Source organism: Streptomyces sp. NPDC000075 (assembly GCF_040301925.1).
GTDB lineage: Bacteria > Actinomycetota > Actinomycetes > Streptomycetales > Streptomycetaceae > Streptomyces > Streptomyces polychromogenes.
In genome coordinates this window covers 146,483-172,537 of the sequence record NZ_JBEPFL010000017.1, presented here as the reverse complement: position 1 = coordinate 172,537, position 26,055 = coordinate 146,483, and the positions used below count along the sequence as shown (strand labels likewise).

24 protein-coding genes are annotated in these 26,055 nt (G+C 72.4%); 5 read left to right on the top strand and 19 right to left on the bottom strand.

Features of this window, described 5'->3' with window-relative positions:
• Nucleotides 1–201 precede the first annotated feature (201 nt).
• The 16 genes from dapA to ABT403_RS21120 form a co-directional block, all read right to left on the bottom strand.
• On the bottom strand, nucleotides 202–1,080 hold the full coding sequence (gene dapA / locus ABT403_RS21195) for a 4-hydroxy-tetrahydrodipicolinate synthase (protein ID WP_344150916.1): 879 nt from the start codon (nucleotides 1,078–1,080) through the stop codon (nucleotides 202–204).
• A 56-nt stretch (nucleotides 1,081–1,136) separates the two neighbouring features.
• The gene (locus ABT403_RS21190; RefSeq protein WP_344150913.1) at nucleotides 1,137–2,090 is read right to left on the bottom strand and encodes a DMT family transporter; all 954 of its coding nucleotides are present in this window, start codon (nucleotides 2,088–2,090) and stop codon (nucleotides 1,137–1,139) included.
• A complete protein-coding gene (locus ABT403_RS21185; protein ID WP_344150910.1) occupies nucleotides 2,087–3,403 on the bottom strand; it encodes a lysine N(6)-hydroxylase/L-ornithine N(5)-oxygenase family protein in 1,317 nt (438 codons plus the stop codon). Before ABT403_RS21185 ends, ABT403_RS21190 begins: the two co-directional genes overlap by 4 nt.
• A gap of 61 nt (nucleotides 3,404–3,464) precedes the next feature.
• Nucleotides 3,465–5,039, bottom strand: a complete 1,575-nt coding sequence (locus ABT403_RS21180; RefSeq protein ID WP_344150907.1) for an AMP-binding protein — start codon at nucleotides 5,037–5,039, stop codon at nucleotides 3,465–3,467.
• Complete coding sequence (locus ABT403_RS21175) at nucleotides 5,036–6,103, bottom strand: hypothetical protein (protein WP_344150904.1); 1,068 nt, start codon at nucleotides 6,101–6,103, stop codon at nucleotides 5,036–5,038. The genes ABT403_RS21180 and ABT403_RS21175 overlap by 4 nt, the downstream gene beginning before the upstream one ends.
• Nucleotides 6,100–6,744 (bottom strand): 4'-phosphopantetheinyl transferase family protein, encoded by a 645-nt coding sequence (locus tag ABT403_RS21170; RefSeq protein ID WP_344150901.1) that lies wholly within the window; start codon nucleotides 6,742–6,744, stop codon nucleotides 6,100–6,102. The genes ABT403_RS21175 and ABT403_RS21170 overlap by 4 nt, the downstream gene beginning before the upstream one ends.
• Nucleotides 6,738–7,892, bottom strand: coding sequence for an acyl-CoA dehydrogenase family protein (locus ABT403_RS21165; protein WP_344150898.1), 1,155 nt, complete (start codon nucleotides 7,890–7,892; stop codon nucleotides 6,738–6,740). Before ABT403_RS21165 ends, ABT403_RS21170 begins: the two co-directional genes overlap by 7 nt.
• A complete protein-coding gene (locus ABT403_RS21160; protein ID WP_344150895.1) occupies nucleotides 7,882–9,102 on the bottom strand; it encodes an acyl-CoA dehydrogenase family protein in 1,221 nt (406 codons plus the stop codon). The genes ABT403_RS21165 and ABT403_RS21160 overlap by 11 nt, the downstream gene beginning before the upstream one ends.
• Complete coding sequence (locus ABT403_RS21155; RefSeq protein WP_344150892.1) at nucleotides 9,099–9,356, bottom strand: acyl carrier protein; 258 nt, start codon at nucleotides 9,354–9,356, stop codon at nucleotides 9,099–9,101. The genes ABT403_RS21160 and ABT403_RS21155 overlap by 4 nt, the downstream gene beginning before the upstream one ends.
• A 12-nt stretch (nucleotides 9,357–9,368) precedes the next feature.
• Nucleotides 9,369–10,685, bottom strand: coding sequence for an alanine racemase (locus tag ABT403_RS21150; protein WP_344150889.1), 1,317 nt, complete (start codon nucleotides 10,683–10,685; stop codon nucleotides 9,369–9,371).
• Nucleotides 10,682–12,316: a class I adenylate-forming enzyme family protein gene (locus tag ABT403_RS21145; RefSeq protein ID WP_344150886.1), complete on the bottom strand. Its 1,635-nt coding sequence runs from the start codon at nucleotides 12,314–12,316 to the stop codon at nucleotides 10,682–10,684. The genes ABT403_RS21150 and ABT403_RS21145 overlap by 4 nt, the downstream gene beginning before the upstream one ends.
• On the bottom strand, nucleotides 12,313–13,563 hold the full coding sequence (locus ABT403_RS21140) for an acyl carrier protein (RefSeq protein ID WP_344150883.1): 1,251 nt from the start codon (nucleotides 13,561–13,563) through the stop codon (nucleotides 12,313–12,315). The genes ABT403_RS21145 and ABT403_RS21140 overlap by 4 nt, the downstream gene beginning before the upstream one ends.
• A complete protein-coding gene (locus ABT403_RS21135; protein ID WP_344150880.1) occupies nucleotides 13,560–13,856 on the bottom strand; it encodes a phosphopantetheine-binding protein in 297 nt (98 codons plus the stop codon). Before ABT403_RS21135 ends, ABT403_RS21140 begins: the two co-directional genes overlap by 4 nt.
• A gap of 149 nt (nucleotides 13,857–14,005) precedes the next feature.
• A complete protein-coding gene (locus ABT403_RS21130) occupies nucleotides 14,006–15,283 on the bottom strand; it encodes a glutamate-5-semialdehyde dehydrogenase (protein WP_344150877.1) in 1,278 nt (425 codons plus the stop codon).
• Nucleotides 15,276–16,541 (bottom strand): ATP-grasp domain-containing protein, encoded by a 1,266-nt coding sequence (locus tag ABT403_RS21125; RefSeq protein WP_344150874.1) that lies wholly within the window; start codon nucleotides 16,539–16,541, stop codon nucleotides 15,276–15,278. The genes ABT403_RS21130 and ABT403_RS21125 overlap by 8 nt, the downstream gene beginning before the upstream one ends.
• Nucleotides 16,542–16,579: 38 nt before the next feature.
• Nucleotides 16,580–16,777 (bottom strand): hypothetical protein, encoded by a 198-nt coding sequence (locus ABT403_RS21120; RefSeq protein ID WP_344150871.1) that lies wholly within the window; start codon nucleotides 16,775–16,777, stop codon nucleotides 16,580–16,582.
• 416 nt (nucleotides 16,778–17,193) lie between these two features.
• On the opposite strand from ABT403_RS21120, the gene ABT403_RS21115 reads away from it, so the two are divergent.
• From ABT403_RS21115 to ABT403_RS21100, 4 genes are all read left to right on the top strand, one after another.
• Nucleotides 17,194–18,213 (top strand): LuxR C-terminal-related transcriptional regulator, encoded by a 1,020-nt coding sequence (locus ABT403_RS21115; protein ID WP_344150868.1) that lies wholly within the window; start codon nucleotides 17,194–17,196, stop codon nucleotides 18,211–18,213.
• Between the two features lie 376 nt (nucleotides 18,214–18,589).
• Nucleotides 18,590–19,933 (top strand): DUF8614 domain-containing protein, encoded by a 1,344-nt coding sequence (locus tag ABT403_RS21110; protein ID WP_344150865.1) that lies wholly within the window; start codon nucleotides 18,590–18,592, stop codon nucleotides 19,931–19,933.
• Nucleotides 19,934–20,019: 86 nt separating this feature from the next.
• The gene (locus tag ABT403_RS21105) at nucleotides 20,020–20,652 is read left to right on the top strand and encodes a LysE family translocator (protein WP_344150862.1); all 633 of its coding nucleotides are present in this window, start codon (nucleotides 20,020–20,022) and stop codon (nucleotides 20,650–20,652) included.
• A 545-nt stretch (nucleotides 20,653–21,197) separates the two neighbouring features.
• A complete protein-coding gene (locus ABT403_RS21100; protein ID WP_344150859.1) occupies nucleotides 21,198–21,440 on the top strand; it encodes a hypothetical protein in 243 nt (80 codons plus the stop codon).
• Here ABT403_RS21100 and ABT403_RS21095 read toward each other — a convergent pair.
• Nucleotides 21,437–22,537 (bottom strand): calcium:cation antiporter, encoded by a 1,101-nt coding sequence (locus tag ABT403_RS21095; RefSeq protein WP_344150856.1) that lies wholly within the window; start codon nucleotides 22,535–22,537, stop codon nucleotides 21,437–21,439. The two genes, ABT403_RS21100 and ABT403_RS21095, sit on opposite strands and share 4 nt — an antisense overlap.
• A gap of 180 nt (nucleotides 22,538–22,717) precedes the next feature.
• Here ABT403_RS21095 and ABT403_RS21090 point away from each other — a divergent pair, with 180 nt between their 5' ends.
• Nucleotides 22,718–23,272, top strand: a complete 555-nt coding sequence (locus ABT403_RS21090; protein ID WP_344150853.1) for a DinB family protein — start codon at nucleotides 22,718–22,720, stop codon at nucleotides 23,270–23,272.
• Between the two features lie 13 nt (nucleotides 23,273–23,285).
• Here the strand turns inward: ABT403_RS21090 and ABT403_RS21085 are convergent, their stop codons facing one another.
• Nucleotides 23,286–24,839 (bottom strand): acyl-CoA synthetase, encoded by a 1,554-nt coding sequence (locus tag ABT403_RS21085; protein ID WP_344150850.1) that lies wholly within the window; start codon nucleotides 24,837–24,839, stop codon nucleotides 23,286–23,288.
• A gap of 5 nt (nucleotides 24,840–24,844) precedes the next feature.
• Nucleotides 24,845–25,960: an NAD(P)H-dependent flavin oxidoreductase gene (locus ABT403_RS21080; RefSeq protein WP_344150847.1), complete on the bottom strand. Its 1,116-nt coding sequence runs from the start codon at nucleotides 25,958–25,960 to the stop codon at nucleotides 24,845–24,847.
• Nucleotides 25,961–26,055: the final 95 nt, after the last annotated feature.

Here is a 26,055-nt window from a genome sequence, read left to right as displayed (position 1 = left end):
TCTTCTTGGCATCCACGATCCGCTTGGCGACGCGCTTGATGCCCTCGGCATCGGCTACGGAGGAGCCTCCGTACTTCTGCACGACAAGGCCCACGCCCGGGGGCGCCGCCCTGAGCTCCGGCGGGACGCCGCCGCTCGGTCGATCCGGCTCTGGCATGGTGGACTCCGATTCCCTTGGACGGCCGGGCTGGGCCGGGACCGTCAGACGTACTGCTTGAGGACATGGGCGATCTCGCTGGTCAGGACGGCGTCCGCGGGTACGTGCGGCAGCCGCGGGTTCCCGGCTTCGAAGCCCGTGATCCGCAGCGCGGCCTTGCTCCAGGCGACTCCGCCGACCTGGCAGACCGAGCGGTACAGGGGCAGCAGTTCCTCGTGAATCCTGCGGGCCCCGAAGACGTCACCGTCCTCGTAGGCGCGGATCAGGTCGCGGAGCCGGCCGGGGACGACGTGCCCGGCCACACTGATGAACCCGACGGCCCCGATGGACATCCAGGCCAGGTTGAGGGGGTCGTCCCCGGAGTAGTAGGCCAGCCCCGTGGCGGCCATCACCTCCGAGGCGAACTGCAGGTCGCCCCGGGCGTCCTTCACGGCGACGATCCGCGGGTGCTCGGCGAGGCGGACGTACGTCGAGAAGTCGATCGATATGACCGAGCGCCCGGGGATGTCGTACAGGCACACCGGCAGCCCTGAGGCGTCGGCGACCGCGGTGAAGTGCGCTACCAGACCGTCCTGGGCGGGGCGGGAGTAGTAGGGCGTGACGACGAGCAGACCGTGCGCCCCGTCCCGTTCTGCCTGGCGGGCCAGCCGTACCGACTCCTCGGTGTCGTACGTACCCACGCCCACCATGATCACTGCCCGGTGGCCGACGGCCTGGACCACCTCGCGGACCAGTTCGCTCTTCTCCCCCGCCGACATGGTCGGCGACTCGCCCGTCGTGCCACAGAGCACCAGGCCGTCGCAGCCGCCGTCGAGGAGCCTCTCGGCAAGGGCCACCGCACGGTCCGTGGCCAGGCGGCCGTCGGCCTCGAAGGGAGTGATCATGGCGGTCAGGTTCTCGCCGAAGGGCTTCACCGCGGACATTTCCGAATACCCCTTTCCAAGGAGACGTGTTGCTGAGGGTGTGTGCATGGTGGAGGTCATTGCGCCGGTCGCCGCCGGGCCAGTACGCCGATCACGACGAAGGCCGTCAGCAGCACGATGGCGAGCAGCGTGGGCAGGGTCGGGCGCAGGCGTGGGTCCAGCAACTGCGCGGCGTACGTCACGAGCAGGTTCGCCGCCAGCAGGAAGGAGACCGTGACCGGCTCGGTTCGTACGATGCCCTGCTGCAGGAGCCACAGGGCCGCGAGGGTGACGGCGCCGCAGCCGAGCGCCGCGGGGAGCAGCGCGTGGTCCTGGTACAGCGCGAGATCGCCGCGCAGCCACAGCACGGCCATACAGGCTGTCAGCAGCAGGCCGAACCGGGAGGCCATCATCTGGCCGACGGTGAAGCCCGCCTTGCTCAGCCGTTTGGTGAAGTGTGTGCTCGCCGCGACGCTCGCCGCGGTGACCACGCAGGCGGCCAGCCCGATCGCGAAGCCGCCCGTCGTAACCTCGGAGTCCTCCCGCGCGCACCAGGCCAGCCAGGACAGCCAGGCCATCGCCCCCAGCACCCCGCACGCGGCGGCCTTCTCCCGGAACAAGGTGCGGCTCTCCGGCCGCAGCCACATGCCGATCAGAATCGTCCCGGCCGGGACGATGCCCACGATCAGCGAGTTGGCGACCGCCGGCTCGAGATAGGTGAGCGCGTACAGCACCGCCAGCCAGCTGCAGGCCGTAGCGACGTTGTACAGCAGGACGTCGCGCAGCGATCTCCGCACGGCGCGCACCAGGGCCCGTCGGTCGCGCACGGTGCACAGCGACCACACCTGTGCCAGGAGGAATGCGTTGAAGGCCAGGAACTCCGGGGTCATCCGCTGGAGCAGTGCCCCCTCCAGTACGGACTTGCCCGCGTTGACCAGACAGTACGTCAGGACCAGCAGCGGGCCGAGCACGCTGGGCCGCAGCAGCCGCGACGCGGCGGTGCGGACCGGCAGAGTCGTGGCCCCGGTCACCGGCCGGGGCCTGGGTCTGCGGTGGCGAGAGCCGGGACCTGCGCGGCCGCGGACCGCTCGGCGACGGAGGCGGCGATCTCCCCCGCGCGCACCGCCGCGTTGGACAGCAGCGAGGAGCTGATCCCGTGAGTGTGCTCCGTACCGCCCTGGAGGTACACGCCTCCCGCACAGTCCAGGTGGAGGGCGGCCCGATAGTCGCGTGCCACCACCAACTCGCCCTGCGCGTCACGCTCCAGCAGCGGTGAGACGTCGCCGAGCAGCGAGCGCAGGTCCGCGGGCCGGTAGCCCGTGGCGTAGACGACGGCGTCGGCGGTCAGCGTCTGCGGTCCGCCGGCGCCGTCGAGCAGCGAGGCGACCGTCACGTCCACCGCGTCGGGGCGGGACGTGCTCGTTACGACACGGGACCCGCGCAGGAACCGCAGCCGGTTCACGCCGGCCACCTTCTCCTCGTAGGCCCGCCGGTACAGCTCCTCGATCAGATCCAGGTCCGCAACCGAGTAGTTGGTGGAACGGTGCCGGTCGAAGACGGTGCGGCGGGCCTCGGCGGGCGCCCCGTGGAAGAGGTCCACCGTGGCCGGGTCGAAGACCTGGTTGACGAACGGGCTGTCGTCGGCGGGACTGTAGCCGAAACCCCCGAAGACCGAGCAGACCTCGGCCGTCGGATAGCTCCGGTGCAGGTGGTCGGTGATCTCCGCCGCGCTCTGCCCTGCGCCCACGACGACGAAGCGGCGCGGGGCGGCGTCCGAGGGCAACCGGGCCAGCCGGCCCAGCAGCTCGGAGCTGTGCCACACCCGCTCGTCCGGTGAGACCCCGTCCGGCAGGTAGGGGCTCAGGCCCGGGGCGACGACGACGTTGCGCGCCCGGTAGACGGCCATGCGGTCCGTCGGAGCGTGGTGGACCTGCACCGTGAAGTGGGTGATCCGGCCGTCCTCCACGTGCGGCTGGGCGGACACCACCTCGGCCCCGTAGGCGACCTGGTCGCCGAAGTGGCCTGCCGCCCATTCCAGGTAGTCGTGGAACTCCAGCCGGGTCGGGTACAGCGTCTTGTGATTGATGAAGTCCACCAGCCGCCCCTTCGCGGTCAGGTAGGAGACGAAGCTCAGCGGACTCACCGGGTTCCGCAGCGTCACCAGGTCCTTGAGGAAGGCGACCTGCAGCGTGGCACCCTCGATCAGCATGCTCCGGTGCCAGCCGAACTCCGGCTGCTTCTCGAAGAACCGGACGCGCATGCCCGCCGTGGCCGGGAGCTCGGACAGCGCGGCCGCCAGGGCGACGTTCGCCGGGCCGAATCCTATGCCGAGGACATCGAGCATTCCGTCGTCCCCGTGGTGGCCCCACGAGGGCCCGGCTCCGTTCGGCCCAGCCCCGTTCGGCTCAGTTCCGTCCATTGGTCCCACCGTTCATCTCGTTCGTACCGTTCGTCGCGACCGAGGCGAGAGCCTTGCGGTCGACCTTCCCGTTGCCGTTCAGGGGGAGTGCTTCCAGCCGGATCAGTTCGGCCGGCACCATGTACGGGGGCAGCCGGTCGCGCAGCCCGTCCAGCAGCGGCCCGGTTTCGCCTGCCCCGCCGACGTAGAAGAGGCGCAGCACCGTGCCCGCCGGGCCCTCGACGGCCACCGCCGCCGACTCCAGCACTCCGGGCTGGGTGAGCAGCGAGGCCTCCAGTTCGCCCAGTTCGACGCGGTATCCACGGACCTTCACCTGGTGGTCGAGCCGGCCGAGGTGGACCAGGACCCCGTCCACCCGGGCCACCCGGTCACCCGTGCGGTACCAGTGCTCCGGCCCGGGTTCCGCCACCGGCCGTGCGGCGCGGACCGGCTGCCCGTCCTCGTCCGGGTACAGGTCCAGGGCCAGGAAGCGTCCCGCGTTGTCGGCGGGGTCGAGGTAGCCGGGGAATCGCTGCGGGCCGCGCAGGCAGAGTTCGCCGTCCTCGGCCGGGTGGCCGTCCGCGTCCAGCACCAGGTGCTCCAGGTGGGGGTAGACGCTTCCGACCGGAACGGTGCCGTTGGCCGTATGCGGGTCCGCCTCTGAGAGCCGGTGCTCCATGCAGGTCACGGTCAGCTCGGTGGGCCCGTACAGGTTCTCCACTTCACCGGCCGGGGCGGACCGGGCCCAGGTGCGGGCCAGTGCCTCCGGCAGCGGCTCGCCGCAGAACAGGCTCCAGCGCAGACCGGGCATGCCGCCCGGGACGAGCTGGCGCAGCCGCCGGGCGAGGGCCGCCACCGACGGGACCGAGATCCAGTGGGTGATGGCCGCCCGGTTGACGAACCGGACCGGGGCCATCAGGTCGGACCGGTCCGGCAGCACCGCCGTCGCACCGCCGCCCCAAGCCGCGAACAGGCCGAAGACGGAAGGGTCGAAGGTGAGGTCGAAGGTCTGGGCGATCCGGTCCCCCGGGGCGATGGCATAGCGGTCGATGACGTGCGTGAGGAAGGCGCCGACCGCGCGGTGCGGCACCGGCACGCCCTTGGGACTGCCGGTCGACCCCGAGGTGAACAGGATGTACGCGATGTCGTCCGGCCCCGCGGCCACGACGGCGGGCACGACCGGTCCGGGGCCCGCCGCCTCTTCCTCCCGGGCGGCCAGCGGCAGGACGGGCACGCCGAGACCGGGGTCCGGGCCCTCTCGTCCCGTGAGCACGAGGTCGAGGCCCGCCTGCCGGACGATGCGCGCGTTGCGGGCCTGCGGTGCGTCCGGGTGCAGGGGTACCACCGCCGCGCCGAGCCGCAGAACGGCGAGATATCCCGTGCAGGCGGCGGCGCTGCCGCCGGCGAGCAGCCCCACCCGGCGCGGGACCCTGCCCAGCAGGGCGGTGATGCGGCCCGCCAGCCGGCCCGCAGCCGCGTCGAGTTCGGCGTAGGAGAGGGTCGCGTCGGGAGCCGCCACCGCGGTCCCGCCGCCGTCGACCGACCGTGCGAACCAGTCGTAGAGGGTGATCGGCGTGCTCATCGGGTCACCGCCTCGACCGGCAGGCCGGCCCCCGGGGCGTCCGCAGTGGCCTCGGCGAGCTGCGCGAAGGCCTTCCGGACCAGCCCGGCACGGGGCTTCCCGCGCCGGGCAGACGCGGACGCGAACCGCAGGACCATCGGAAGTTCGGACCAGGCGGCCGCCGCCCGGTCAGCCGCCTCCTCGCCCATCTGCGCGCGCACACCGGCGGACCCCAGCCGGAACAGCTGGTGGCGCGAGGCGGCCCACAGGTCCTCCAGATGCCGGCCCAGAAGCGAGGCGTCGTCCGCCAGCAGCTCCGCGAGCACGCCGAACACTTCGTCCGGCGCGGTGATCCAGCCGTCGGCCGGGTCCGCGGCACGGGCCGCGTGGGGAGGCCGCGCCGGTCCGAAGGCCAGCCAGCTGTAGGCGGCGTCCATCGGAACCGGCACGTAGGTGCCCAGGGCCAGTTCGTCCCGCAGCCGCACCTCGGCCCGACGCGGGCTCACCGGGGTCAGCATCCGGGCGAGCTCCGGTTCACCGAGGCGGCCGTGGAAGGACGGCTGGGGGCCGTGCGGCAGGAGCGCGGCGAAGCGGTCTTCGACGAGCCAGCCGTCCCGGCCGGCGTCCAGCAGCCGGACCCAGTGGGGTACGGCGGACGGACCGGCCGGAGCCCACGGCAGCAGGGCGGAGTTCGCGACGGCCAGCACCTGGCCGAAGCGGTCCAGCTCGGCGCGGAGCCCGGCACGGGCCCCGATCCAGTCGGACGCGTGCCGGTAGCCGAGTTCCCGGTGGCCGGATTCCCCGTCGTCGAGCACGTCGAGGCGCGGGTGGTGGGAGAAGGCGATCAGGGCCGTACCTGCGCGCGTGGCGCCCGCTCCCCCGGCTTCCCCGGCGGCGGCCGGGAGCGCGGCGGTCTCCGGGGACTCGGTTGCCCCGGTGGCGAGGGGGCGGACCGCCAGGTGGACGGCGGAGGCGAAGCGTTCGGGGAAGCCGGGGCGCACGGAATCCAGCAAGGCGACGAGGTTGGCGGTGTAGCAGCTGAGCTCGGGCCCTCCGTCGCCAGGACCGCCGAGGGGGTGTGTCATGGAGTTCCTTCCACCGGATCCGCGGCCGACGCGTCGGCGAACGCACAGGCCAAGGGGACAGTCGAGAGGTCGCGCAGGCTCAGCCACGAGTAGCCGTGCCACTTGCCGCCCCGGCTGCCGGGCCGGACGGGGATCCGCCAGGGCCGCCCGCTCAGCCCGCTGCCCTGCGCCTTCACGCAGGACTCCTGGACGGCCCAGACCCAGGCCATCTCTTCTGCCTGGTCGCGCACCGCCAGGTGCGATACGGCGTCGGCGTGCTCGTGCAGACAGCGGCGGAGCATCCCGGGATCGACGCGTTCCTGGGGGTACTGCACGTCCACCCCGACGACTTGGCCGGCCGCCACGGCTGCGGCCACCAGGTCTCCGTCGTGGGAGATGCTGACCCCGAGCCGGGGGAAGCCGGCCACGACCGGCCGGCCCTTGGGCCCGGGGAGCACGGCGGCGTCCCGGGCTTCGGGGGCGACGGCGTCGACGAGGGAGCGCAGCAGACCGCGGCCGGAGAGGAACTCCACAGCGCGGCGGCCGGACAGCGCTGCCCCGGCCTCCAGGTCGGCGGGGTGCCGGGAGGGTGCGGCCCCGCGGCGCGCGGAGCAGACCAGCCAGACTCCGGGCGCCACCCGTGCGGGCCCGAGCGTCACCATACGAGGTCGCCGATGTGGTGGCGGGCCTGGTCCGCGACGGCGCTCAGCACCACATCGGTGGTGCCGCCGCCGACTGCGAACACCGCGGCCTGGGAGCGGAGTTCCTGCAGGCCGCCCGTGGTGAACCCGTCGGCGCCGCGCAGCCGGAGGCAGTCCGCGAGCACCGCTTCCACGGTGTCCCCGGCGGCGGCCTTGAGGACCGCGGCGGCCGAGGTGTCGTACGTCGCGGCGACCCGGGGGGCCAGCCGCTCGCACAGGGCTCGTAGCTGCTGGGCCCTGACCAGTGCACCGGCCAGGCGCTGGCGGACGTTGTCCCGGTGCAGCAGGGGCCGTCCGTCCGACTCGCGTACGGACAGGCGCTGTTCGGTGTCGGCCAGGACCCTTCGGCACAGGGCCACCGCCCACAGGGCGCCCGCAAGCCGTTCACCGGCCATGTGGCGGGCGAACAGGGCCAGGCCAAGGCCGGCACGCCCGACGACGGCTTCGCGGGGCAGCCTGACACCGTCGAAGGAGACCCGGCCGATGTCCGCGCCCGGATGGATGACGCTGTCCTCGGGAGAGATCTTGACACCCTCGGCGTCCGCCGGTACGAGGGCCCAGGTGAACGAGGTGAAGTGGCGGCCGGGCCGGTGCCTGGCGAGGACCAGCAAGTGACCGGCGCCGGCGCCGGTCACCCACCGCTTGGTCCCGTCGAGGACGATCGTGCCGCCAGGACCCTCCAGGTCCACGGTGGTGGTGAGAGCGGCGAGATCACTGCCGACTCCGTCCTCGGTGGCGGCGAGCGCCACACCGGTCCGCCCGTCGAGGGCGTCCCGCACCACGCGGCCCTGGTGGGTGTTCCCGGCCTGCGGGGCCTCGGCGGCCGTCGCCGCCGCGAGGAGGGGGACGGCCGCCGCGGACCCGACGCACACGTGCAGGGCGGCCCCGAAGGACACGCCTTCGTCGAGGGCCGCGAGCAGGACGGCGAGCCGGCCCGGGTCGTAGGCGGCCGGGGCCCCGTCCGTGCGGGCGTACAGCTCCCGCAGCACGCCGAAGCTGCCGAGTGCGGTCCACACGGCCGCGCCGGAGGCATCGGCGGGGAGTTCCTTGAGTGCCAGGGCGACGGACTCCCTGAACGCAGCGTCGGCCGAGAGTCCCTCAACGGACAAGACGGACCTCCGAGTCCAGCAGCGCAAGCCGCCCGGCGGCGAGCCGCAGCCGGTCGTTGCTGTAATTGAGCGCGGCAGACCGCAGGTCGCGCAGGGCCCTCTCGAGCCCGGTGGGCGAGTCGCGCAGGTAGCCGTGGCGCAGTCCGAGCAGGTCGACCAGGTCCTGGACGGCCGCGTGGCACTCCTCGGAGGCCGTCACCTTCAGCGCGTTCAGCAGCAACTGGCAGGCGGGGGTGGTGAGGTCCTCGGCCGTGGCCGTCATGTCCACGGTGCGCAGCAGCAGCGCGTGCACCGTGTCCAGCCGCCGGCGGGCGGTCGCGAGCCGGGTGAGCAGCAGTTCCGAGGACAGGTCGTAGCGGCCGCGTTCGGCCGGACTGCGCAGCAGGGCGACCACGCGCGAGAGCGCTCCGCAGGCCGTGCCGAGCCAGGCCGCCGACCAGCCGATGTGCGCGAGGGGTGCGAAGACGCCGCTCGCGACGTCACGGAACCGGCCGTGCTCGCCCACCACGTAGTGCCCGGGGACCTGGCCCGTCAGCCGCAGACCGACGCTGTGGCTCGCTCGCATGCCCAGGGGCTGCCAGTCCCCGGAGGGCGTGATCTCCAACAGCTCGCGCGGAGCGTAGACCAGCGAGACGTCACTGGGCGAGTCGGAGTACGGGCTGCGCATCGTGATAAGGAAGCCGTCCGCGTGCAGACCACCGGTGACGATGGGCGCGAAGCGGTCGACCATGAGCGTACGGCCGGCCTCGTCGCTCTCCAGCGGAGACCCTGAGCTGAGCAGGTGCCCGCCCTTGCCCGCCTCGGTGGTGACGGACGCGAGGTAGATCCGCCCGGCAGCGATCTCGGGGAGCAGTTCGTCCCGGAGGTCCTGGCCGGCGTACCGCGCCAGTGCGGCCACCTGCTGGCAGTGCATGGTGAAGATCATCGCGACGGACATGTCCGCGCGACCGAGCCGCTGGGTGACCTCGCTCATCTCCCGGACACCGCCGCCGAGTCCGCCGTAGGCGGCCGGGACCAGCAGTCCCATCAGACCCGACGCGCGCAGCGCGGACAGCGCCTCGACGGGGAACGAGGCCAGCTCGTCGTTGCGCCGGCCGTGCTCGGCGACGACGGCGGCTACCTCTTCGACCGCTCCCGCCCAGCCGGCCTCCCCCGCCCCTGCCCGGCCGCCGCCAGGAAGGGCGGGGGCTTCGTCCAGAGCCGCGGTCACGCGCCCACCCCCTGGGCCTCCCGGGCACGGTCGACGGAGCTCCACAGGCCCTCGACCGTCGCGAAGGTCGCCTCCGTCAGGTCCTCGTCGTCCAGGACGACTCCGAAGGTGTCTTCGATGGCGAACAGCAGCTCGATGGCCTGCATCGAGTCGAGGCCGAGGCTGCGCAGGTCGGAAGCGGCCGTCAGCTCGTGGTCACCGATGAACTTGAGGAAGGGGGGGAGCAGTTCGATGAGCCTGGTGTCCACGGACACGGGACACTCCTTTCAGTGGGAGCCGCGCACGAGCGCGACACGGGAGAGATGGACGGGGGCCTCGCCCGGCCGGTCGGTGTCGACGGCGGCTTCGACGGGCAGCGGATGCCCGAGGAAGGCGACGAGGCTTGCGTACAGTCCGTACGCACCCACGTTGGGCACGGTCAGACGGTCGCCCGGCACCAGTCGCGGCAGCCGGGCGCGGCGGTCCCAGGTGTCGAGCGGGGTACACAGCGGGCCGCAGACCATGGTCTCGACGGTCTCTTCTCCCTCGGCTTCAGCCTCGGCCTCGGCCTCGGCAGGACGGGCGGCCGTGTCGAGGTGCGGAGTCAGCGGGGGCAGCCTGCGCAGCCCCGACATGCCGCCGAGGTGGTTGATGCCGCAGTCGAGGACGACGATCTCCTTGCCCTGCGAGCGCTTGGCATCCAGCACGGTGGTGAGCAGGGTGCCCGCGGTGCCGACCAGGTAGCGGCCCGACTCGAAGGCGAGGCGCGGGGCGTCGCTGCGCCAGCCCGGGAGTTCGGCATCCAGCATGGCAGCGAGAGGGCGGGCGAGCCCCGTGAGGTCCAGGGGCTCGCCGGCGGTGGCGAAGGGGGCGCCGAAACCGCCGCCGAGGTCGAGGACGCGCAGCTCCACGCCTTCCCCCCGCAGCACCTGCGCGAGGTCCCGGAAGGTCTGCGCCGCCCGGGTGAACTGGGCCAGCAGCGCCTCGACGGTACCGAGGTTGGTGCCCATGTACAGGTGCAGGCCGATGATCTCGGTGTGCGGCCGGTTCGCGAAGAGCGCGGGCTCCTCGCGGATCCAGTCGGCGTCGGCCCCGAAGGGCGACGGCACACCGGTCATCACCAGCGCCTGTCCCGGAACGGGCTGGTCGTCGTTGACCCGCACCAGGCAGCGGGCACGGACCCCTTGTTCGGCGCACAGGCGGTCGAGCTGGTCGAGCGCCGTCGGTGAGTCCACCGAGAACTCGCGCACGCCGGCCGCCAGCGCGGCGGCCACGTCGCGGTCCCGCTTGCCCGGACCCGTGTAGAGGACCGTCCCGGCGGACCAGCCGGCCTCCAGAGCGGCTTCGAGCTCCCCGGGCGAGCACACCTCGGGCCGTGCCCCGGCGGCGCGCAGCGTGCGCAGGACGGCGGGATGCGGATTCGCCTTGAGGGAGTAGTACAGGTCGCGGTTGCCGGGGAGCGCCGTGAGCAGACGGTCCGCGTTGGCCCGTACCTCGGCGAGGTCGTACACGTACGCCGGTGTCTCGACGGAGCCGGGAAGCAGGGCCACGGCGGAGAGCGGGGACACGGCGGGCAGGGCGGGGGTCCCCGCGGGCCGGCTCATCGAGACGCTCCGTGCGCCGCCGTGACCGGTTGCTCCCGCGCCCAGGCGCGCACGGCGGCCCGGTCGATCTTGCCGTTGGCCGTCAGCGGCAGCGGCCCGCGTACCAGGCAGGTGCGGGGAATCTTGAACTCCTCGATCTCCCCGCGCAGGGCGGCCAGCACCTCGGCGGCCGTGAGGGGACCCACGACGACCAGGACGGCGTCCGTGCCGTCGCGCGGGGGGAGCAGCGCCGCCGCCTCCACGCCGGGGACGCGGCACGCGGCGGTCTCGACCTCGATGCCGCTGACCCGGAAGCCGCGCTCCTTGTAGAGGTCGTCCCCCCGGCCGGAGAAGTAGAGATAGCCTTCCGCGTCCAGATGGCCGAAGTCACCTGTGCGCAGTCGCGGCGGTCCGCCGGCCTCGCGGGTGAAGCGGGCCTCGGTGAGCTCCTCCTGCCCCCAGTAGCCGGACATGACGTGCGGCCCGGAGACGACGAACTCGCCGCTCTCCCCGGGCGGCAGCCGCCGCCCGGTGGCGTCCTCGACGTGCACCTCGGTACCGGGCAGGGCACGGCCGCTGGCGCCGGGCCTGGACAGATCCCCGTCCGGGGGCATGATCGAGACCCGCTTGCACTCGGTCAGCCCGTACATCAGCTGCACCCGCAGGGCGGGCAGTGCCGCGCGCAGGGCCACCAGCGTCCCGGCGTTCATCGCCGCGCCGGTGCTGGTGAGCAGACGCAGGTCCAGGGGGCGGGGGGTGGTGCTCCGGCCGAGCAGCCGGGCCAGGTTCTCGGCCACCGAGGGCACGGCGGCGAGCACGGTGGCACCTGTGCGTGTGAGGTGCCCGGCGAGGCCGGGGCCGGCCTCCGCGGGCCGGCCCAGATGTACGTGAGCGCCGCTGAGCGAGCCGAGGAAGAGCTGGTAGAGGCCGTAGTCGAAGGAGAGCGGCACCGGGCAGTAGACGATGTCGTCCGGGCGGTAGGCCAGTTCCGTCTGGATGGCCCGCGCCGCGAAGAGCATCTGCGCGTGGGTGCTGACGACGGCCTTGGGCAGTGCCGTGCTGCCGGAGGTGTACACGAGGCAGGCCACGTCGGAAGGGTCGGCGCGTCGCTCCGGGTAGGCGGCCGGCGGTCCGTCGTGGGCGGCCGTGTCGCGGGCCTCGGCAGCCGGCAGTACGCGGATCCCGCGGGCCTCCGCGGTGGCGAGGGCCCCGGGGTCCTCGGCGACGAGGAGGGCCGGAGTGCAATCCGCGAGCACGTGCTCCAGGGGGCGGCCGGTGGTCTGCTCGTGGAGTACGGAGAACGCGGCGCCGAGCCGGGACACCGCGTGGCACAGCACGGGGATCAGGGTGTCGGACGGTGCGACGATCACGACGCGGTCGCCGGGACGCACACCGAGGCCGTGCAGCCGGCCGGCCAGACGGCGGGAGTGGTGGGCGAGCGCGGCGTGCGTGAGGCGGTCGGCTCCGCCGGAGACCGCGGGCAGGTCCGGCCGGAGCGCGGCGGCCCGGTCGAGGAGGTCGTGCAGCAGTACGGCTGCGCCGTCGGCCGCGGCGGTCGCGGCGGTCAGGTCGGCCGGAGTGGCCGGGGCGACCGGACTGGCCGTGGTCGCCGTGGTGGCAGGAGTGCCCGTGGTGGCGGGTGCGGTGGTCATGCGGGATCCTTCCTCGTCGCTGGTCCGCTGCGGCGCACGGCGGCGACCAGGCCGTCGAGCCTGCAGATGACTTCGGGCACCAGGTCGGCGGCATCGAACTCGATGCCGAGGTCCGTTTCGAGCCGCTCGACCAGCTCCACCGCCAGGAAGGAGGTGAACCCGGGCAGCGTGTCCAGGGACGTGCTGTCCGACAGCGTCCGGACGTCGGTGCCCAGCAACGTGGCGGCGGTCCGCGCGACCAGGTCGTACAGCGCCGTGCCGACACCGTCACCGGCCTCGTCGTGCTCCCTGCGGCCCTCCTCGTGCTCCGTGTGCTCCTCGCGCCCCCCGGCGGGCCCTGCCACATGGCCGGGCTCCGCGGCGAGCAGCCCGGCCAGCCGGTCCAGGGCGCCCACCGGTTCGGCGCGGCCCCGCTCGACCCGGCGGCAGGCCAGGAACACCTGTTCGCAGAGGGCGTCCCAGGAGCGCAGCCATTCCCGGGTCCCCGGCCGCTCGGGCAGACCTGCGGCCGCGCGGTAGCGGACCGCCAGCTTCCGGGTCCGGGCCAGCAGCCAGGTTTCGAGGCAGAGCCGGCGCAGGGCCTCGACGCGGTCCGGGTGGCTCGCGTACCGGGACATGTAGAGGCCCACTTCGGCGGGACCGCCGTGGGTCGCCGACGGCGCGGGAGCCGCGGGCAGGGCGACGGGGCGCAGCAGCACGGCCACAGCCGCGTCGGGCAGGGTGGCGGCGAACTCGGCCGGGGTCATCCGCCACTGGCCGGGCTGGGCTTCACCCCACGGGGTCACGTTCCGATAGGCGTCGGTCACCAGCACGGACGTGCCGTCGAAGGAGAGCAGGAAGCTGTGGGACATGTGCTGCCGGCGGTGGTACGGCACCCAGGGGAGGTGGAAGGCATCGGCGACGACGTAGACGGTCTCGCCCGTGCGCTCTGCCTGCTCCAGGATCTCCGCCGCGTCGGCCCCGACGGTGTACGCGTGCACGGCCAGCCCGAGCACACGGGCAGCGGTGGCGAGGTGGGCGTCGAGGGTCGGCTCGACGGTGGGGAGCCCGCCCGTACCGGACGAACGTGGCCGAAAGACGGTCTCGGCCCCCATCCGCAGGTGCGTGGCGGGGCCGTGGTGGTGGTCGGCGAGTACGGCCAGATTGGCCTGCACGCAGTCCAGTTCGGCCGAGTGCACCTGCTCGGCGGTCCCGATCCCGACTTCCCGGAACGCGGCGGCGGCCACCGGTGTGGTGGGAGCGGTCACCGCGGGTCCGTAACGACCGTGGACGCTCCGAGCACCGCTTCGACCAGGTCTGCCACGGTCTTCAGCGGGCGGCCCAGGAAGATGTCGTCGGGCAGCTCCGTGCCCAGCTCGTCCTCCAGGGACATCAGCATGCCCACGAGCCCGAAGGAGCTGACCGTGAGCAGCGGGCCGTCCAGGAGTTCGTCGTCCGCGACTCTCTCGACGGGGACGGACAGCCGGGACTCGGCGATCACCAGACGCTTGACGGCGGTGTCGACGGTCGCGGCGTCCAGCGCAGCGGGCACAACAGGCATGACTGTTCCCTATGTTTGGCGATACGGGGTGGGGCGGGGCGTGTCGCGAAGCGCGACGGGCAGCGGGACGGGGCGCGGACGGCCGGCCGAAGGGCGGCGGGAGGGACGGCACCGGGGCGGGCCGGGCGCGGCCCGGCGGGCGCCGGACTTCAGCGCAGGGAGTCGGTGACGACCCGGGTCGTTCCCGTGCCCTGGACGACCCAGCTGTGGGTGAGCAGCGCGGCGATGGTGACCGGGCCGCGGCTGTGCATCCGGCCGCTGCTCAGGGTGAGTTCAGGCCCCATGCCGAGCGTCGGTCCGTCGTGCAGCCGGAGTGATCCGTTGACGACGATCGTGGCGGCGTCCACGCGGCGCGTGAATTCCTCGGCCGTGGTCGGGTCCTCGGTGAGAACACCCTCGGTGTGCGCGGATCCATAGGTCCGGATGTGGGTGATCGCGGCATCGGCGTCATCCACGACGAGCACGCCGAAGGCGGCGTTGAGGAACTCCCGCCCCAGGTCGTGGCTCTCCAGCAGCTCGATGCGGAGGTCACCGCTGGTGCGGGGGATCTCTCCCAGTTCGGGGTCCAGGCGCAGTGTCACCGGCCCGCAGTGTGCGGCCGCGGCCAGCAGGGCGGCGGTGAAGGCCGGGGCGACGGCCCGGTCGACCAGAACCGTCTGCAGGCTGTTGCACATGACCGGGTTGGGCACCTTGCTGTCCAGTGCGATGCCCGCGGCGGTGACCAGGTCGGCGGTCCGGTGGACGTACAGGTGGTTGAATCCACGACCGCTGGCGATCACCGGGGCCGTGCTGGTGTTGCGGCAGTAGTCGATGAGCGCCCGGCTCTCACGGGGCAGTACCGCGTCCACGGCGTCGCGACGGGCCAGCAGGGCCCGCAGCAACCGCCGGTCGGCGGCCTCGGCCACGGTGACCAGCCCGGTGGGCAGGTCCGCGGCGCGCAGGGCGGCCTCGGCGACTTCGGCGAGCACGGCGTTGGCCGACCGGTTCTCGGTGCCGCCGTGGACGACCACGGCGTTGCCGACCGACACCGGCAGCAGGGCGGCCTCGAACGTCAGCCAGGGGCGTGCCTCGTGCACCATCAGGACCACGCCGAGGGGTTTGGGTACGGTCCGCAGCGTGCCCCAGCCGGCCAGTGGCACGGGCTCGCCGGCACGGGAGACCTCCGGCAGCATCGTGCGGATCTGGGCCGCCAGATCCGTGAGCCGGGCGGTCTCGGCCTCCGGGAAGCGCAGGAGCTCGGCCTGCGAGCCAGGCATGCCGCGCTCCCGCGCGGCGGCGGCGTCGGCGTCGGCCGCGGCGCGGAGCCGGTCAGCCGCTTCCGCGAGCCCGTCCGCGAGCGCCGCGGTGTAGCGCGCGTAGCGGGGGTCGCCGACGGGCGGTGCTTCCTCGGCTGCGGCTCGGGCGGTCTTGAGGATGTCGTCAGTCACGGGGAGTGCTTCCTGCGGGGTCGAGGGCGTGGATCCGCACCTGGCGTTCCAGCGAGCGGACGGTTGCGTAGTCGGCCATGACCTGGGCCCGGTCCTCGTGTGCGAGGACGACGAGCCCGAGGACGGAGAACAGATCTGTCGTGTGGACCACCGCGTCTCCGTCGGAGTGGGGGAAGCGAGTGCGGTAGTGGCTGGCCAGTGCGTCGACTCCGGCCAGCGCGCCGGTGTTCTCCAGTACGCCGTCGGCGCGGGCCGAGAGGAAGACCGACAGGACCGTACGGGTCTGCTGGTAGTCGCCGGCCATCCGGCGGCCGCCGGAGACGAAGACGTCGGCGAGCCGGTCCACCTGGCTGCTTCCGGTTGCCAGGCGGGCGAGTTCGGGCTGTCCGCCGCCGTGGAGACGTGTTCCGCACTCCACCAGGCGCGGTCCGGCCGGGGTCATGATGATCTCTGTGTGCCCGGCGCCCCAGCGGACACCGAGCGCGTCCAGCACTCCGTGGGTGTACGTCACGAGCGAGGCGTGCCCCTGCCGGTCGTAGGGGACGAACTCGACGCTGTCGTACATGGCCATGCGCCCGTTGATCCGGCGCTTCGTGTAGCGCGCGATCGTGCAGAGGGTGTGCTGCCCGGCGTAGCTCACGGTGTCCACGACGAATTCGGTCCCGGAGACGAACTCCTGGACCACCACGGTGTCGTTCACCTCGCCGAGGCGGTTGACCCGCCCCAGGAGGGCGTCGAAGGCGGGCCGCCAGTCGTGGCCGGGCTCGACCAGGGTGACCCCGTCCGTCCCCGCGGACGCCGGGGGCTTGAGTACGAGGGCGTGTCCCTCCAGACCCGTCTCGCGCAGCCAGTCGGCGACCCGCGCGGGATCCTCGGTGGCGAGGGTGCGGATGACCGGCAGTCCCGCGCGGGCCACCGCCTCCTGCATCAGCCCCTTGTCGCGGCGGGCCGTGGACAGGCCGGGTGCGTTGGCGTGCAGCGGAGTGAGGGCGGCGGCGAGCCGGTCGGCGGTCTCGACACCGGATTCGGTTCCGGGCAGTACGCACAGGGGACGCAAGGGGCGCAGACGGTGCTCGAGGTCGGGCGACCAGGGGTGCACTGCGGCGAAATCGGCGGGCCGCAGGCCGCGCGAGGTGAACGCGGCCTGGGCCCCCGGGGAGGAGATGACCGCGACGGCCGGCACTCCGCGCAAGGAGAAGGCCGGGGCCCATTCGTCACCCGAGGAGAAGGGGTCCACGATGACGGCGGGAGAGCGCAACGACGAGTTCCTGCTCATCGGTTCGGCGGCGAGCCAGCTCAGGGCCACAGCAGGGAGAAGGGCCGGGCGACGGTCGGGGTGCTCTCGTCGGAAACCGATGAGGCCACCGGGCCGGCCGCGACGACCCCCCAGCCGGCGGAGGACCCCGGGAGGCTGGTTCCGGCCCACGCGGAGACGAGTGCCACGGCGGAGAGTACGACGAACAGGGCGGAGCGGTGGCCGGCGAGAGAAGACATGGGGACCTTCCAAGGAGCGGGGCGGGGCGGACGACGCCCTTGGCCCTACGGGGCTGCTGGAGTGGAGAGCGGCGGCGCATCCGGGTGACGGGGCGTCCGGCGATGGACCGGCGTCCGGGAACCAGCGGGATCGCTGCTCGGGATGCGGTACTTCGGCGGACCGCTCGGCACGGCCGGTGGAGCGTTCCTCCGGCACTTCTCGATCATGACCCGAAACCGCCTGCCCGATCCAGGGAAATTCGTGTCCGCAATCGGAAGCGTCCGGAAGCGGACACGGGCTGGAAACCGACTGTTAGAGTTGGAGTGGAATTCCTGACGGTCTTGCATCTCAAATATTGGACCTGCCTCCTCTCACCATGCAGTCCGCCAGGCGGCCTCCTTTCGCCGTAAAACGGAAGGAAGAAGTGGGGGACTTCATGAAGACGAACCAGCAGGACATCGTGAGAGCGGTGTACAGCCGCGCTCTGGCGGATGCCGATTGGCACCCACACGAGGTGATTGAGCAGTTCGGGTGGAATCGCGCCGAATACGATGAAGCCGTGCGGGTGCTGACCGACCTGCATTTGATCGTGCCCTCGTCCAGTACTCCCAGCGGCTGGTACGCGCTGTCGCCGGAGACCGCCGAGTACCAGCTTCTGCGCCAGACATCGCGGCTGGCCCTGGAGGCTCTCGACGAGGCCGCCCGCGCCCAGGAGACCATCAAGGGGCTGCGGGACCACCTTCCCCGCCTCCAGGAATCGCCGTCCGGCTTCCAGGTACAGACCATCGTCGGTGCCGCCAACATCGGGGCCGCCCTGGAGGACGCCGCGCACGGTGCCCGCCGCCGCGTGCTGTCCATGCACCCGGGGCGCCCACTGCCCGCGTCGATGGTCAACGACGGTCTCGAGCGGGACGCCCGGGTACTCTCCCGGGGCATCGAGCTGCGGACCATCCACATGGCGTCGACCGCGGCCGTCCCGCACATGACGAACTACCTGCGCCGGCTGTCGGCGATCGGCGGACAGGTGCGCACCCTTCACACCCTGCCCTTGCGCATGATCATCATCGATGACGACCTGGCCTTCGTCCCGGCTCCCACCGCCGCCTCCGACGGTGTCGGCGACAACTCCTCGGCCCTCCTCATCAGGGACAGGCGCATCGTGCGCATCCTGGAGCTGCTGTACGAGCACAGCTGGGACCGGGGCCTGCAATTGCTGCCCATGGCAGAGGCAGCCGAGGAATCCTCCGGCGCCGACGCCGAACCGTGGCAGCCGACCGGCCGCCACCAGGAGCTTCTGCGGCTGCTCAGCGCGGGCAGCACCGACGACGTGATCAGCCGCCGGCTGGGCGTGTCCGAGCGGACGGTCCGGCGGCTGGTGGCCGAGCTCCTGGAGCAGCTCGGCGCGGACAGCCGGTTCCAGGCAGGCGTCAACGCGGTGCGCAAGGGGTGGCTCTAAGCCCCGGTCCTCGCCTCCGGCACCATCGGGGCACAGGCCCCCCTCGTACCGACCGCAATGCCGTCCCATCTCAGCATGTGACACATCCGAGCAGGTATATACGGCGGCTTCCGGCACCGGCCAGTTCCGGTTCCGGACAGGCCATTTCCTGGCACCCGGGTGTGTTTGCGCCAGAGAATCGAGGAGCGCAGCCACCCCGAGCCCTTCACACCGCCATTCGGCCCGATGCCGTATGGCCGGCTCTTGGGTCGGACATTTCAACACAGGTGCGCCAGTTCTGGTTTTGGCCGCGCCAATTCCTCATTCGGAGAGCACCCACGTGCGCGCAGGCTCTTCACTGGCGTGCCTGTCGTTGGCGAGGAAAGGACCCGCTCGTATGTCTCTGCTCCCTTACGCCAGGACCGTGGGAGACAGCACCCTCCCCTACTGGCACCGGAGCGAACCGCAGCTAACGGCGTTCCACCTGGATCCGTCGTACACGCGGCTGAAAGAAGAATTTCCGCAGACGTGGACGAATCTCGTCAAGGCGAAGTCTTACCTCGACGCCCTCGCGCTTTCCGACAGCCACGAGGGATTCGGCACCGAGCAGCACGCGGAGTACACGCGCGAGCTGACCGGCCGGGTCGCCCGGGAGTTCGAGGAGATCGCGTCGGCGGAACGTCAGCCGGGCGGTCGCCCGGCGCTGGCGGCCGCCGCGGCCGAAGCCGGCCGGCTGTTCACCGCGTACGCGCAGACGGGCGAGTGGGCCACGCACACCGTGCACGAGCCCGTGCAGGGCGAGCCTTGGCTCTACTGCGGCCCGCTGAACACCTGGGGTTCGCGCACCACGAAGGTGCCGGTCGGCCTTCTGATCGCGGTCGAGGACCTGGACCTGCAGGTCCACATCGACGCGGTGGACGCGGAGTTCGAGACCGTCACCGCGACGGTCGCCGCAGCGCACGGCGTCGCGCCCGTCTTCATCGACGCGCGCCCCGCGATGCGCACCATGGACCTGCTGCTCGGCGGCGGGGAGACGAGCTTCGGGCACAAGAACTTCGCCCACTTCTTCCCGCTGGAGAGCCCCGAGGGCCAGGTCGCGGGCGATGACTTCACCGTGGTCTTCACGAACGTCCACCGGGCACGCATCGAGCGCTGCTCCCTCCCCTTGTTCGAAGCCGCGCTCGGGGACCGGGCCATCGAGCCCGTCCCGTCGGTGGACCGCCTGCTGGCGGCTTCGCTGGCGTGGTTCCGCTGCCACGACTTCGGGCACTTCTGGCGAGCCTCGCGTGACGCCGGCAAGACCTGGGTCGGGGACAACGGGCTGACGCCCTTCGAGTGCATGTCGCTCGAGGAGACGTACGCCGACACGCTCGGCCTGCTGTGCGCCGCCCGCTTGGTCGACGGAGGCGACCTCTCCGCGGCGTACAACGTCGAGCTGATCCGCTACCTGTCGCGCGACTCCCGCCGCTTCGCGGACACCGTCGCCGCCACGGTCGGGATCGGCTGGCTCGCGGAAGCGGGCATCGAACTGCCCGCGTCGCTGCCGCTCTGGCTCGACAAGGGGGCCGACGCACTGGCCGAACTGGCACGCACCCTGCACCGCGTGCTGTGGGTGGAGGGCGCGTCGGCGCAGGACGTGGCACGGCTCGCGGCGGCGTCGACTGCGGGCCGCGAGGTCGCGCGGACGTACGAGGACCTGTTCTCGGCGATCCCGACCGATCTGGTCTTCATCCAAGGCTGATCCCGTCGCAGGTGGGGCGCCCATCAGGCGCCCCACCTGCTTCACCTCGTTCGACACCGTTCGAAACACTGAAAGGAGCCCGCACCATGGGCGAGATTGTCTGGCTGGGCGTGCTGTTCGGCTGCGGAGCGGCCGTTTCCGTGGGTCCGATCTTCGTCACGATCCTCCACGAGGCGGTCACCCGGGGCTTCGCCGCGAGCTTCAAGGTGATCCTCGGCTCAGCCGTCGCCGACCTGATCCTTCTGCTCCCTGCGCTCGCGTTCACGTGGATCATCGCGACCCTCGCCGACGCGAACCTCTGGGTGGCGATCGTCGGCGCAGCCGTCTTCACCTTCCTCGGCCTGCTCGCGTTCCGTGATGCCCGGCGGTTGTGGAAGGCCAAGGAGCCGGTCGAGCACCCGGGGGGCTGGGCATTCTGGAAAGGCGTTGTGGGCAACCTGGTGAATCCGCTGACCTGGACCTTCTGGCTCGCGACCGGTACGCCGACGATGCTGCGCGCCCAGACGCTCGAAGGGACCTGGGGACTGGTCGTCTTCACCGTCGTCTGGTTCGTGGTGGCCTCGGGCCTCGAAGCCGTGATCGCCTTCGTCGTGGCCCGCTCGGGCCGCCGCATCGGAACCCGCGGCCAAGGCCTTCTGACCGCGGTCTCCGCGGTGCTGTTCCTGGCCCTGGCCGGGATGATGGTCGTACGGGACGTCGTGCCCGGCCTGACAGCCTGACGGCCAGGGCCGGAGGGGTCCGGCATGGCCTCGTCGCCGACGGCAGCGGCTGCGTTCGCGGCGTCCTCTTCCACGTCGAGGGCGACAACGGCGTCCGGACGGCAGGCCGTTCTCGGCGCCGGAATCCGGCCGGAGAGGCCGCTCTCAACGGCGCCTGGCCCAGAACCCGGCATCACCATGCCCGTGGGCAGGCAGGAAAGGCCGATGACGACCAGCGCGAAGCCAGGGCCGGGGATTCACGAGGCAGACGTCGTCGGCCGTGGGACTTGGCGGCTGCTGCGATGTCGTTCGACGACGAGTGGGCCGCAGACAAGACGGCCGTAATCATGCGATGAAACAAAGCGGACAGTACGGGCGGCTCCGCGTCGGCGCCGGGCTCGGCCGACTACGTCGTCGAGGACGACGATCTCGGCGAGATCGGCCACGCCGCCAAAGGCCTCCTCAACGGCCAGGGACCTGCGGGGAAGCACCCGGACGCGGCAAGCGAGAGCGCCGGCAGCAGCCTGAAGGGGGACGGCTTCGACACCGGTACCGCGCTCTCGGGGGTGACCAAGCCCTGGGAGACGCAGCCGTACGACCCGAAAGGGAGGCCCGGCGGCGACGTACAGGACAAGATGCCCGAGGACCTGCAGCGCACCTCCGCCCGCGCCGAGTTCGCGGCGGCCGTCGACGCCGGAGCCACCGGCCGTCAGCCCGGCGGCCCGCCGCACCCCGTGGGCACCCGCCACGGCGGCGCTGAGACGGCGATCTTCGGCCTCGGCCAACCCCGTCCGTCACGGCGAGGCTAGGGGCTGACGGCGAGGAAGAGGTAGGCGGCCAGCAGGACGAGGTGGACCCCGCCCTGGAGGAGGGTGGCCCGGCCGGGGACGACCGTGAGGGCGCCGACGACCACCGTCAGGGTGAGCAGCACCATGTGGATCGGGCCGAGGCCCAGCAGGAGCGGCCCCTCGAGCCAGACGGAGGCGAGGGCGATGGCCGGGATGGTCAGGCCGATGCTGGCGATGGCGGAGCCGTAGCCCAGGTTGAGGCTGGTCTGGACGCGGTCGCGGCGGGCGGCGCGGACGGCGGCGAGGGTCTCGGGGAGCAGCACGAGCAGGGCGATGATCACGCCGACGACCGCCTGGGGCAGGCCGGCGTCGGCGACGCCCCTCTCGATGGTCGGGGAGACGGACTTGGCGTCGCCGACGACCGCGACGAGGGCGGCCAGCAGCAGGCCGAGGCTGGTCAGGGCGGCGCGGGCGGTGGGCGGCTCGGCGTGGTCCTCGCCTCCGGCGGGAGTGCCCGTCGGCACGGGCAGGAAGTAGTCCCGGTGGCGGACGGTCTGGACGGCGATGAAGAGCCCGTAGAGCGCGAGGGAGGCGACGGCGGCGAAGGTCAGCTGGGCGCTGGAGAACTCGGGGCCGGGCTTGCTGGTGGTGAACGTCGGCAGGACCAGGCTGAGCGTGGCGAGGGTCGCGACGGTGGCCAGGGCGGCGCCGGAGCCCTCCGCGTTGAACACGGCGACCCGGTTGCGCAGGGCGCCCACGAGCAGGGACAGGCCGACGATCCCGTTGCAGGTGATCATGACGGCGGCGAAGACGGTGTCGCGGGCGAGTGAGGCGGTCTTGTCTCCGCCATCGGCCATCAGGGTGACGATGAGGGCCACTTCGATGACGGTGACGGCGACGGCGAGGACGAGGGAGCCGAAGGGTTCGCCGACCCGGTGGGCGACGACCTCGGCGTGGTGGACGGCCGCGAGGACCGCGCCCGCGAGGCAGAGCGCGACCAGGCCCACCAGTGGTCCGGGCAGGTCGCGGCCCCAGCTGAGGGCGAGCGCCGCGAGCGCCACCACGGGGACCACGACGGTCCAGTCGGTCAGGGGGGATCTGCGCGTTGCCGTACTCATGTCAGCCAAGTTGCCAGACCGGCCGCCCCGGTGCGGCGCAAGGCGCGCGCCCGGGCCCCCCGAGTGGTACTTCTCACGAAATATCGGACCTGCTCCGGGTACGGGGCCGGCCCCCTCCGGCAGGCCCTCCGGGGCTTCCGGAGCTTCCGGACGGCCCCCCGGATGACTCATGATCGGTACATGACGAGCGACCGTACGAGACGGGTGGAACTGATCGAGGCGGCTGGGGGCGAGGCCCGGTTCGCGGGCCCGGCGACGGGGGACGAGCGGCCGATGCTGCTGTCCATGCTGGCGGCCCAGCGCACGACGCTGGAGCTCAAGTGCGCAGGGCTGGACGAGGAGTTGTCCCGGCGGTCGGTGGAGCCGTCGACGCTCTCGCTGCTGGGCCTGGTCCGCCACCTCGCCGATATGGAGCGGCAGTGGTTCCGGCGGGTGCTGGACGGGCAGGAGGTGGCGCCGCGCTTCTCCTCGGCGGCCGATCCGGACGGGGACTTCGACGGCGCGGTGTCCGGTCCGGGGGCGGCGGAGGAGGCCTGGGCGGCCTGGCGCGAGGAGGTGGAGTTCGCGGAACGGTTCGCCGCCGGGGCGCCCGGTCTGGACGTCGAGGGCGAGTCACCGTGGCGGGGGAAGGTGTCGCTGCGGTGGGTCCTGATCCACATGATCGAGGAGTACGCGCGCCACAACGGCCACGCCGACCTGCTGCGGGAGCGGATCGACGGGACCGTCGGCATGTGACCGGAGGGACCCGTCACACCGCGCGCTCACGCCCCTCCCAGTAGGGGTCGCGCAGACGCCGCTTGTAGAGCTTCCCGTTGGGGTCGCGGGGCATCGTCTCGATGAAGTCGACCGACTTCGGGCGCTTGTAGCCGGCCAGCCGCCCTTCGCAGTGGCGCAGGATCTCGGCGGCCAGCCCATCACCCGCCTCGTACCCCTCGGCCGGTTCCACGACGGCCTTGACCTCCTCGCCCCAGCCCTCGTGCGGGATGCCGAAGGCCGCGGCGTCCGCGACCGCCGGATGGGTGAGGAGGGCCGACTCGATCTCGGCCGGGTAGATGTTCACCCCGCCCGAGATGATCATGTCGATCTTGCGGTCGCGGAGGAAGAGGTACCCCTCCTCGTCGAGCAGGCCGAGGTCGCCGACGGTGAAGAAGTCGCCGATCCGGTTCTTGCGGGTCTTGCCCTCGTCCTTGTGGTAGCTGAAGCCGCCGGTGTTCATCTTCAGGTAGACGGTGCCGAGTTCGCCGGGCGGCAGCCGGTTGCCGTCGTCGTCGAAGACGGCGAGCTCGCTGATCGGCCAGGCCCTGCCGACGGTTCCCGGCTTCTTCAGCCAGTCCTCGGCGGTGGCGAAGGCCCCGCCTCCCTCGCTGGCCGCGTAGTACTCCTCCACGCACCGGCCCCACCAGTCGATCATCGCCCGTTTGACGTGGTCGGGGCAGGGGGCGGCGCCGTGGATGGCGTGCCGCATGGAGGAGACGTCGTAGGCGTCCTTCGTCTCCTGCGGCAGGGCGAGGAGGCGGTGGAACTGGGTCGGCACCATGTGGGTGTGCGTGCAGGCGTGCCGGTCGATGAGGCGCAGCATCTCCTCCGGGCCCCACTTGTCCATCAGGACCAGCGGGTGCCCGATGTGCAGGGACGCGCCCGCGAACTGGAGCACCGCCGTGTGGTACAGCGGCGAGCAGACGAGGTGGACGTTGTCGTCGAAGGGGCGGATGCCGAAGATGGCGAGGAACCCGCCGAGGTACGTCTCCTCCGGGGGTTTGCCGGGCAGGGGACGGCGGATCCCGCGCGGGCGCCCCGTGGTGCCGGAGGTGTAGTTCATGACCCAGCCCAGGGTGCGGCCGTCCGGGGGCCCGGGGTTCTGCCCGTCGAGGAGGCCGGCGTACGGGCGGAAGCCCGGGACGGCTCCGACGGCGTAGCGGCGGTCGGCGGGCAGTCCCGCCTCGTCGGCGGCGGCGGTCGCCGCCCCGGCGAAGCGCTCGTGGGCGATGAGGACCTTGGCGCCGGAGTCCGAGACGATCCAGGCGATCTCGGGGCCGACGAGGTGGTGGTTGACCGGGACGAGGTAGAACCCCGCCTGGGAGGCGGCGAGGTAGGCGGTGATGAACTCGACGCCGTTGGGCAGGACGACGGCGAAGGCGTCCCCCTTCTCCATCCCGGCCGCGCGCAGCCCGTGGACCAGGCGGTTGACGTCGGCGTGCAGCCGTCCGGCGGACCACTCCTCGCCCTCGGGGGTGACGAGGACGGTGCGCCCCGGGTCGGCGGTGGCCTGCGCCCAGAAGCCGTTGGGGGGCTGGTCACTCATGCTGATCACACCTCTCGGGGACGGCCGGCGATGCGGTTGACGCGGTCGATGGCACGCTCGAAGCCGCGGGTGAGCTCGTCGAAGACGTCCTGGACGGCGCGCTCCTCGTTCATCCGGCCGACGATCTGGCCGACGGGGGTGCCGAGCAGCGGGCCGACCTCGTACTTCTGGATCCGGGAGACGGCCTCCGCGACCAGCAGCCCCTGGAGGGGCATGGGCAGGGCGCCGGGTCCGGCCGGGTCGTCCCAGGCGTCGGTCCACTCGGTGCGCAGCTGGCGGGCGGGCTTTCCGGTGAGGGCGCGGGAGCGGACGGTGTCGCCGGAGCCGGCGGCGAGGAGCTTCTCGGTGAGGGCGCGGGAGTGGAGTTCGGCCTCGGTGGTGGTCAGCCAGAGGGAGCCGAGCCAGACGCCCTGGGCGCCGAGGGCCAGCCCGGCGGCGATCTGCTCGCCGCTGCCGATGCCGCCGGCGGCGAGGACGGGGAGCGGGGCGACGGCCTCGGCGATCTCGGGGACCAGGACCATGGTGGCGATGTCCCCGGTGTGGCCGCCGGCCTCGTAGCCCTGGGCGACGACGACGTCGATGCCCGCTTCGGCGTGGCGGCGGGCGTGCTTGGCGCTTCCGGCGAGGGCGGCGACGAGGATCCCGTGGTCGTGGGCGCGCGCGATGACGTCGGCGGGCGGGGAACCGAGGGCGTTCGCCAGGAGTTTGATGGGGTAGTCGAAGGCGACGTCGAGCTGGTTGCGGGCGACCTGCTCCATCCAGCCGGTGATCCGCCAGCCGGAGGCCTCTCCTTCGGGGAGCTCGGGTACCCGGTGCTCGGCGAGCTTGTCGCGGACGAAGTCGCGGTGCCCGGGCGGGATCATCGCCTCGATGTCGGCTTCGGAGATGCCGTCTACGGCCTTCTTGGCGGGCATGACGACGTCGAGGCCGTACGGCTTGCCGTCGGTGTGCACCTGCATCCAGTCGAGGTCGCGTTTGAGGTCGTCGGGCGCGGTGTAGCGGACCGCCCCGAGGACGCCGAACCCGCCCGCGCGGGTGATGGCCGCGGCGACCGCCGGAAAGGGCGTGAAGCCGAAGATGGCGTGCTCGACTCCGAGTTTCCTGCTGAGCTCCGTCTCCATGGGCGTGAGGATGCCGCAGCGGGGCGGCCGAGGGAAGAGGTTTTCTGATGCAGTGTCAGATTCTTGCGGCCCGGCCCGTGCGGAGGGTACGTGGC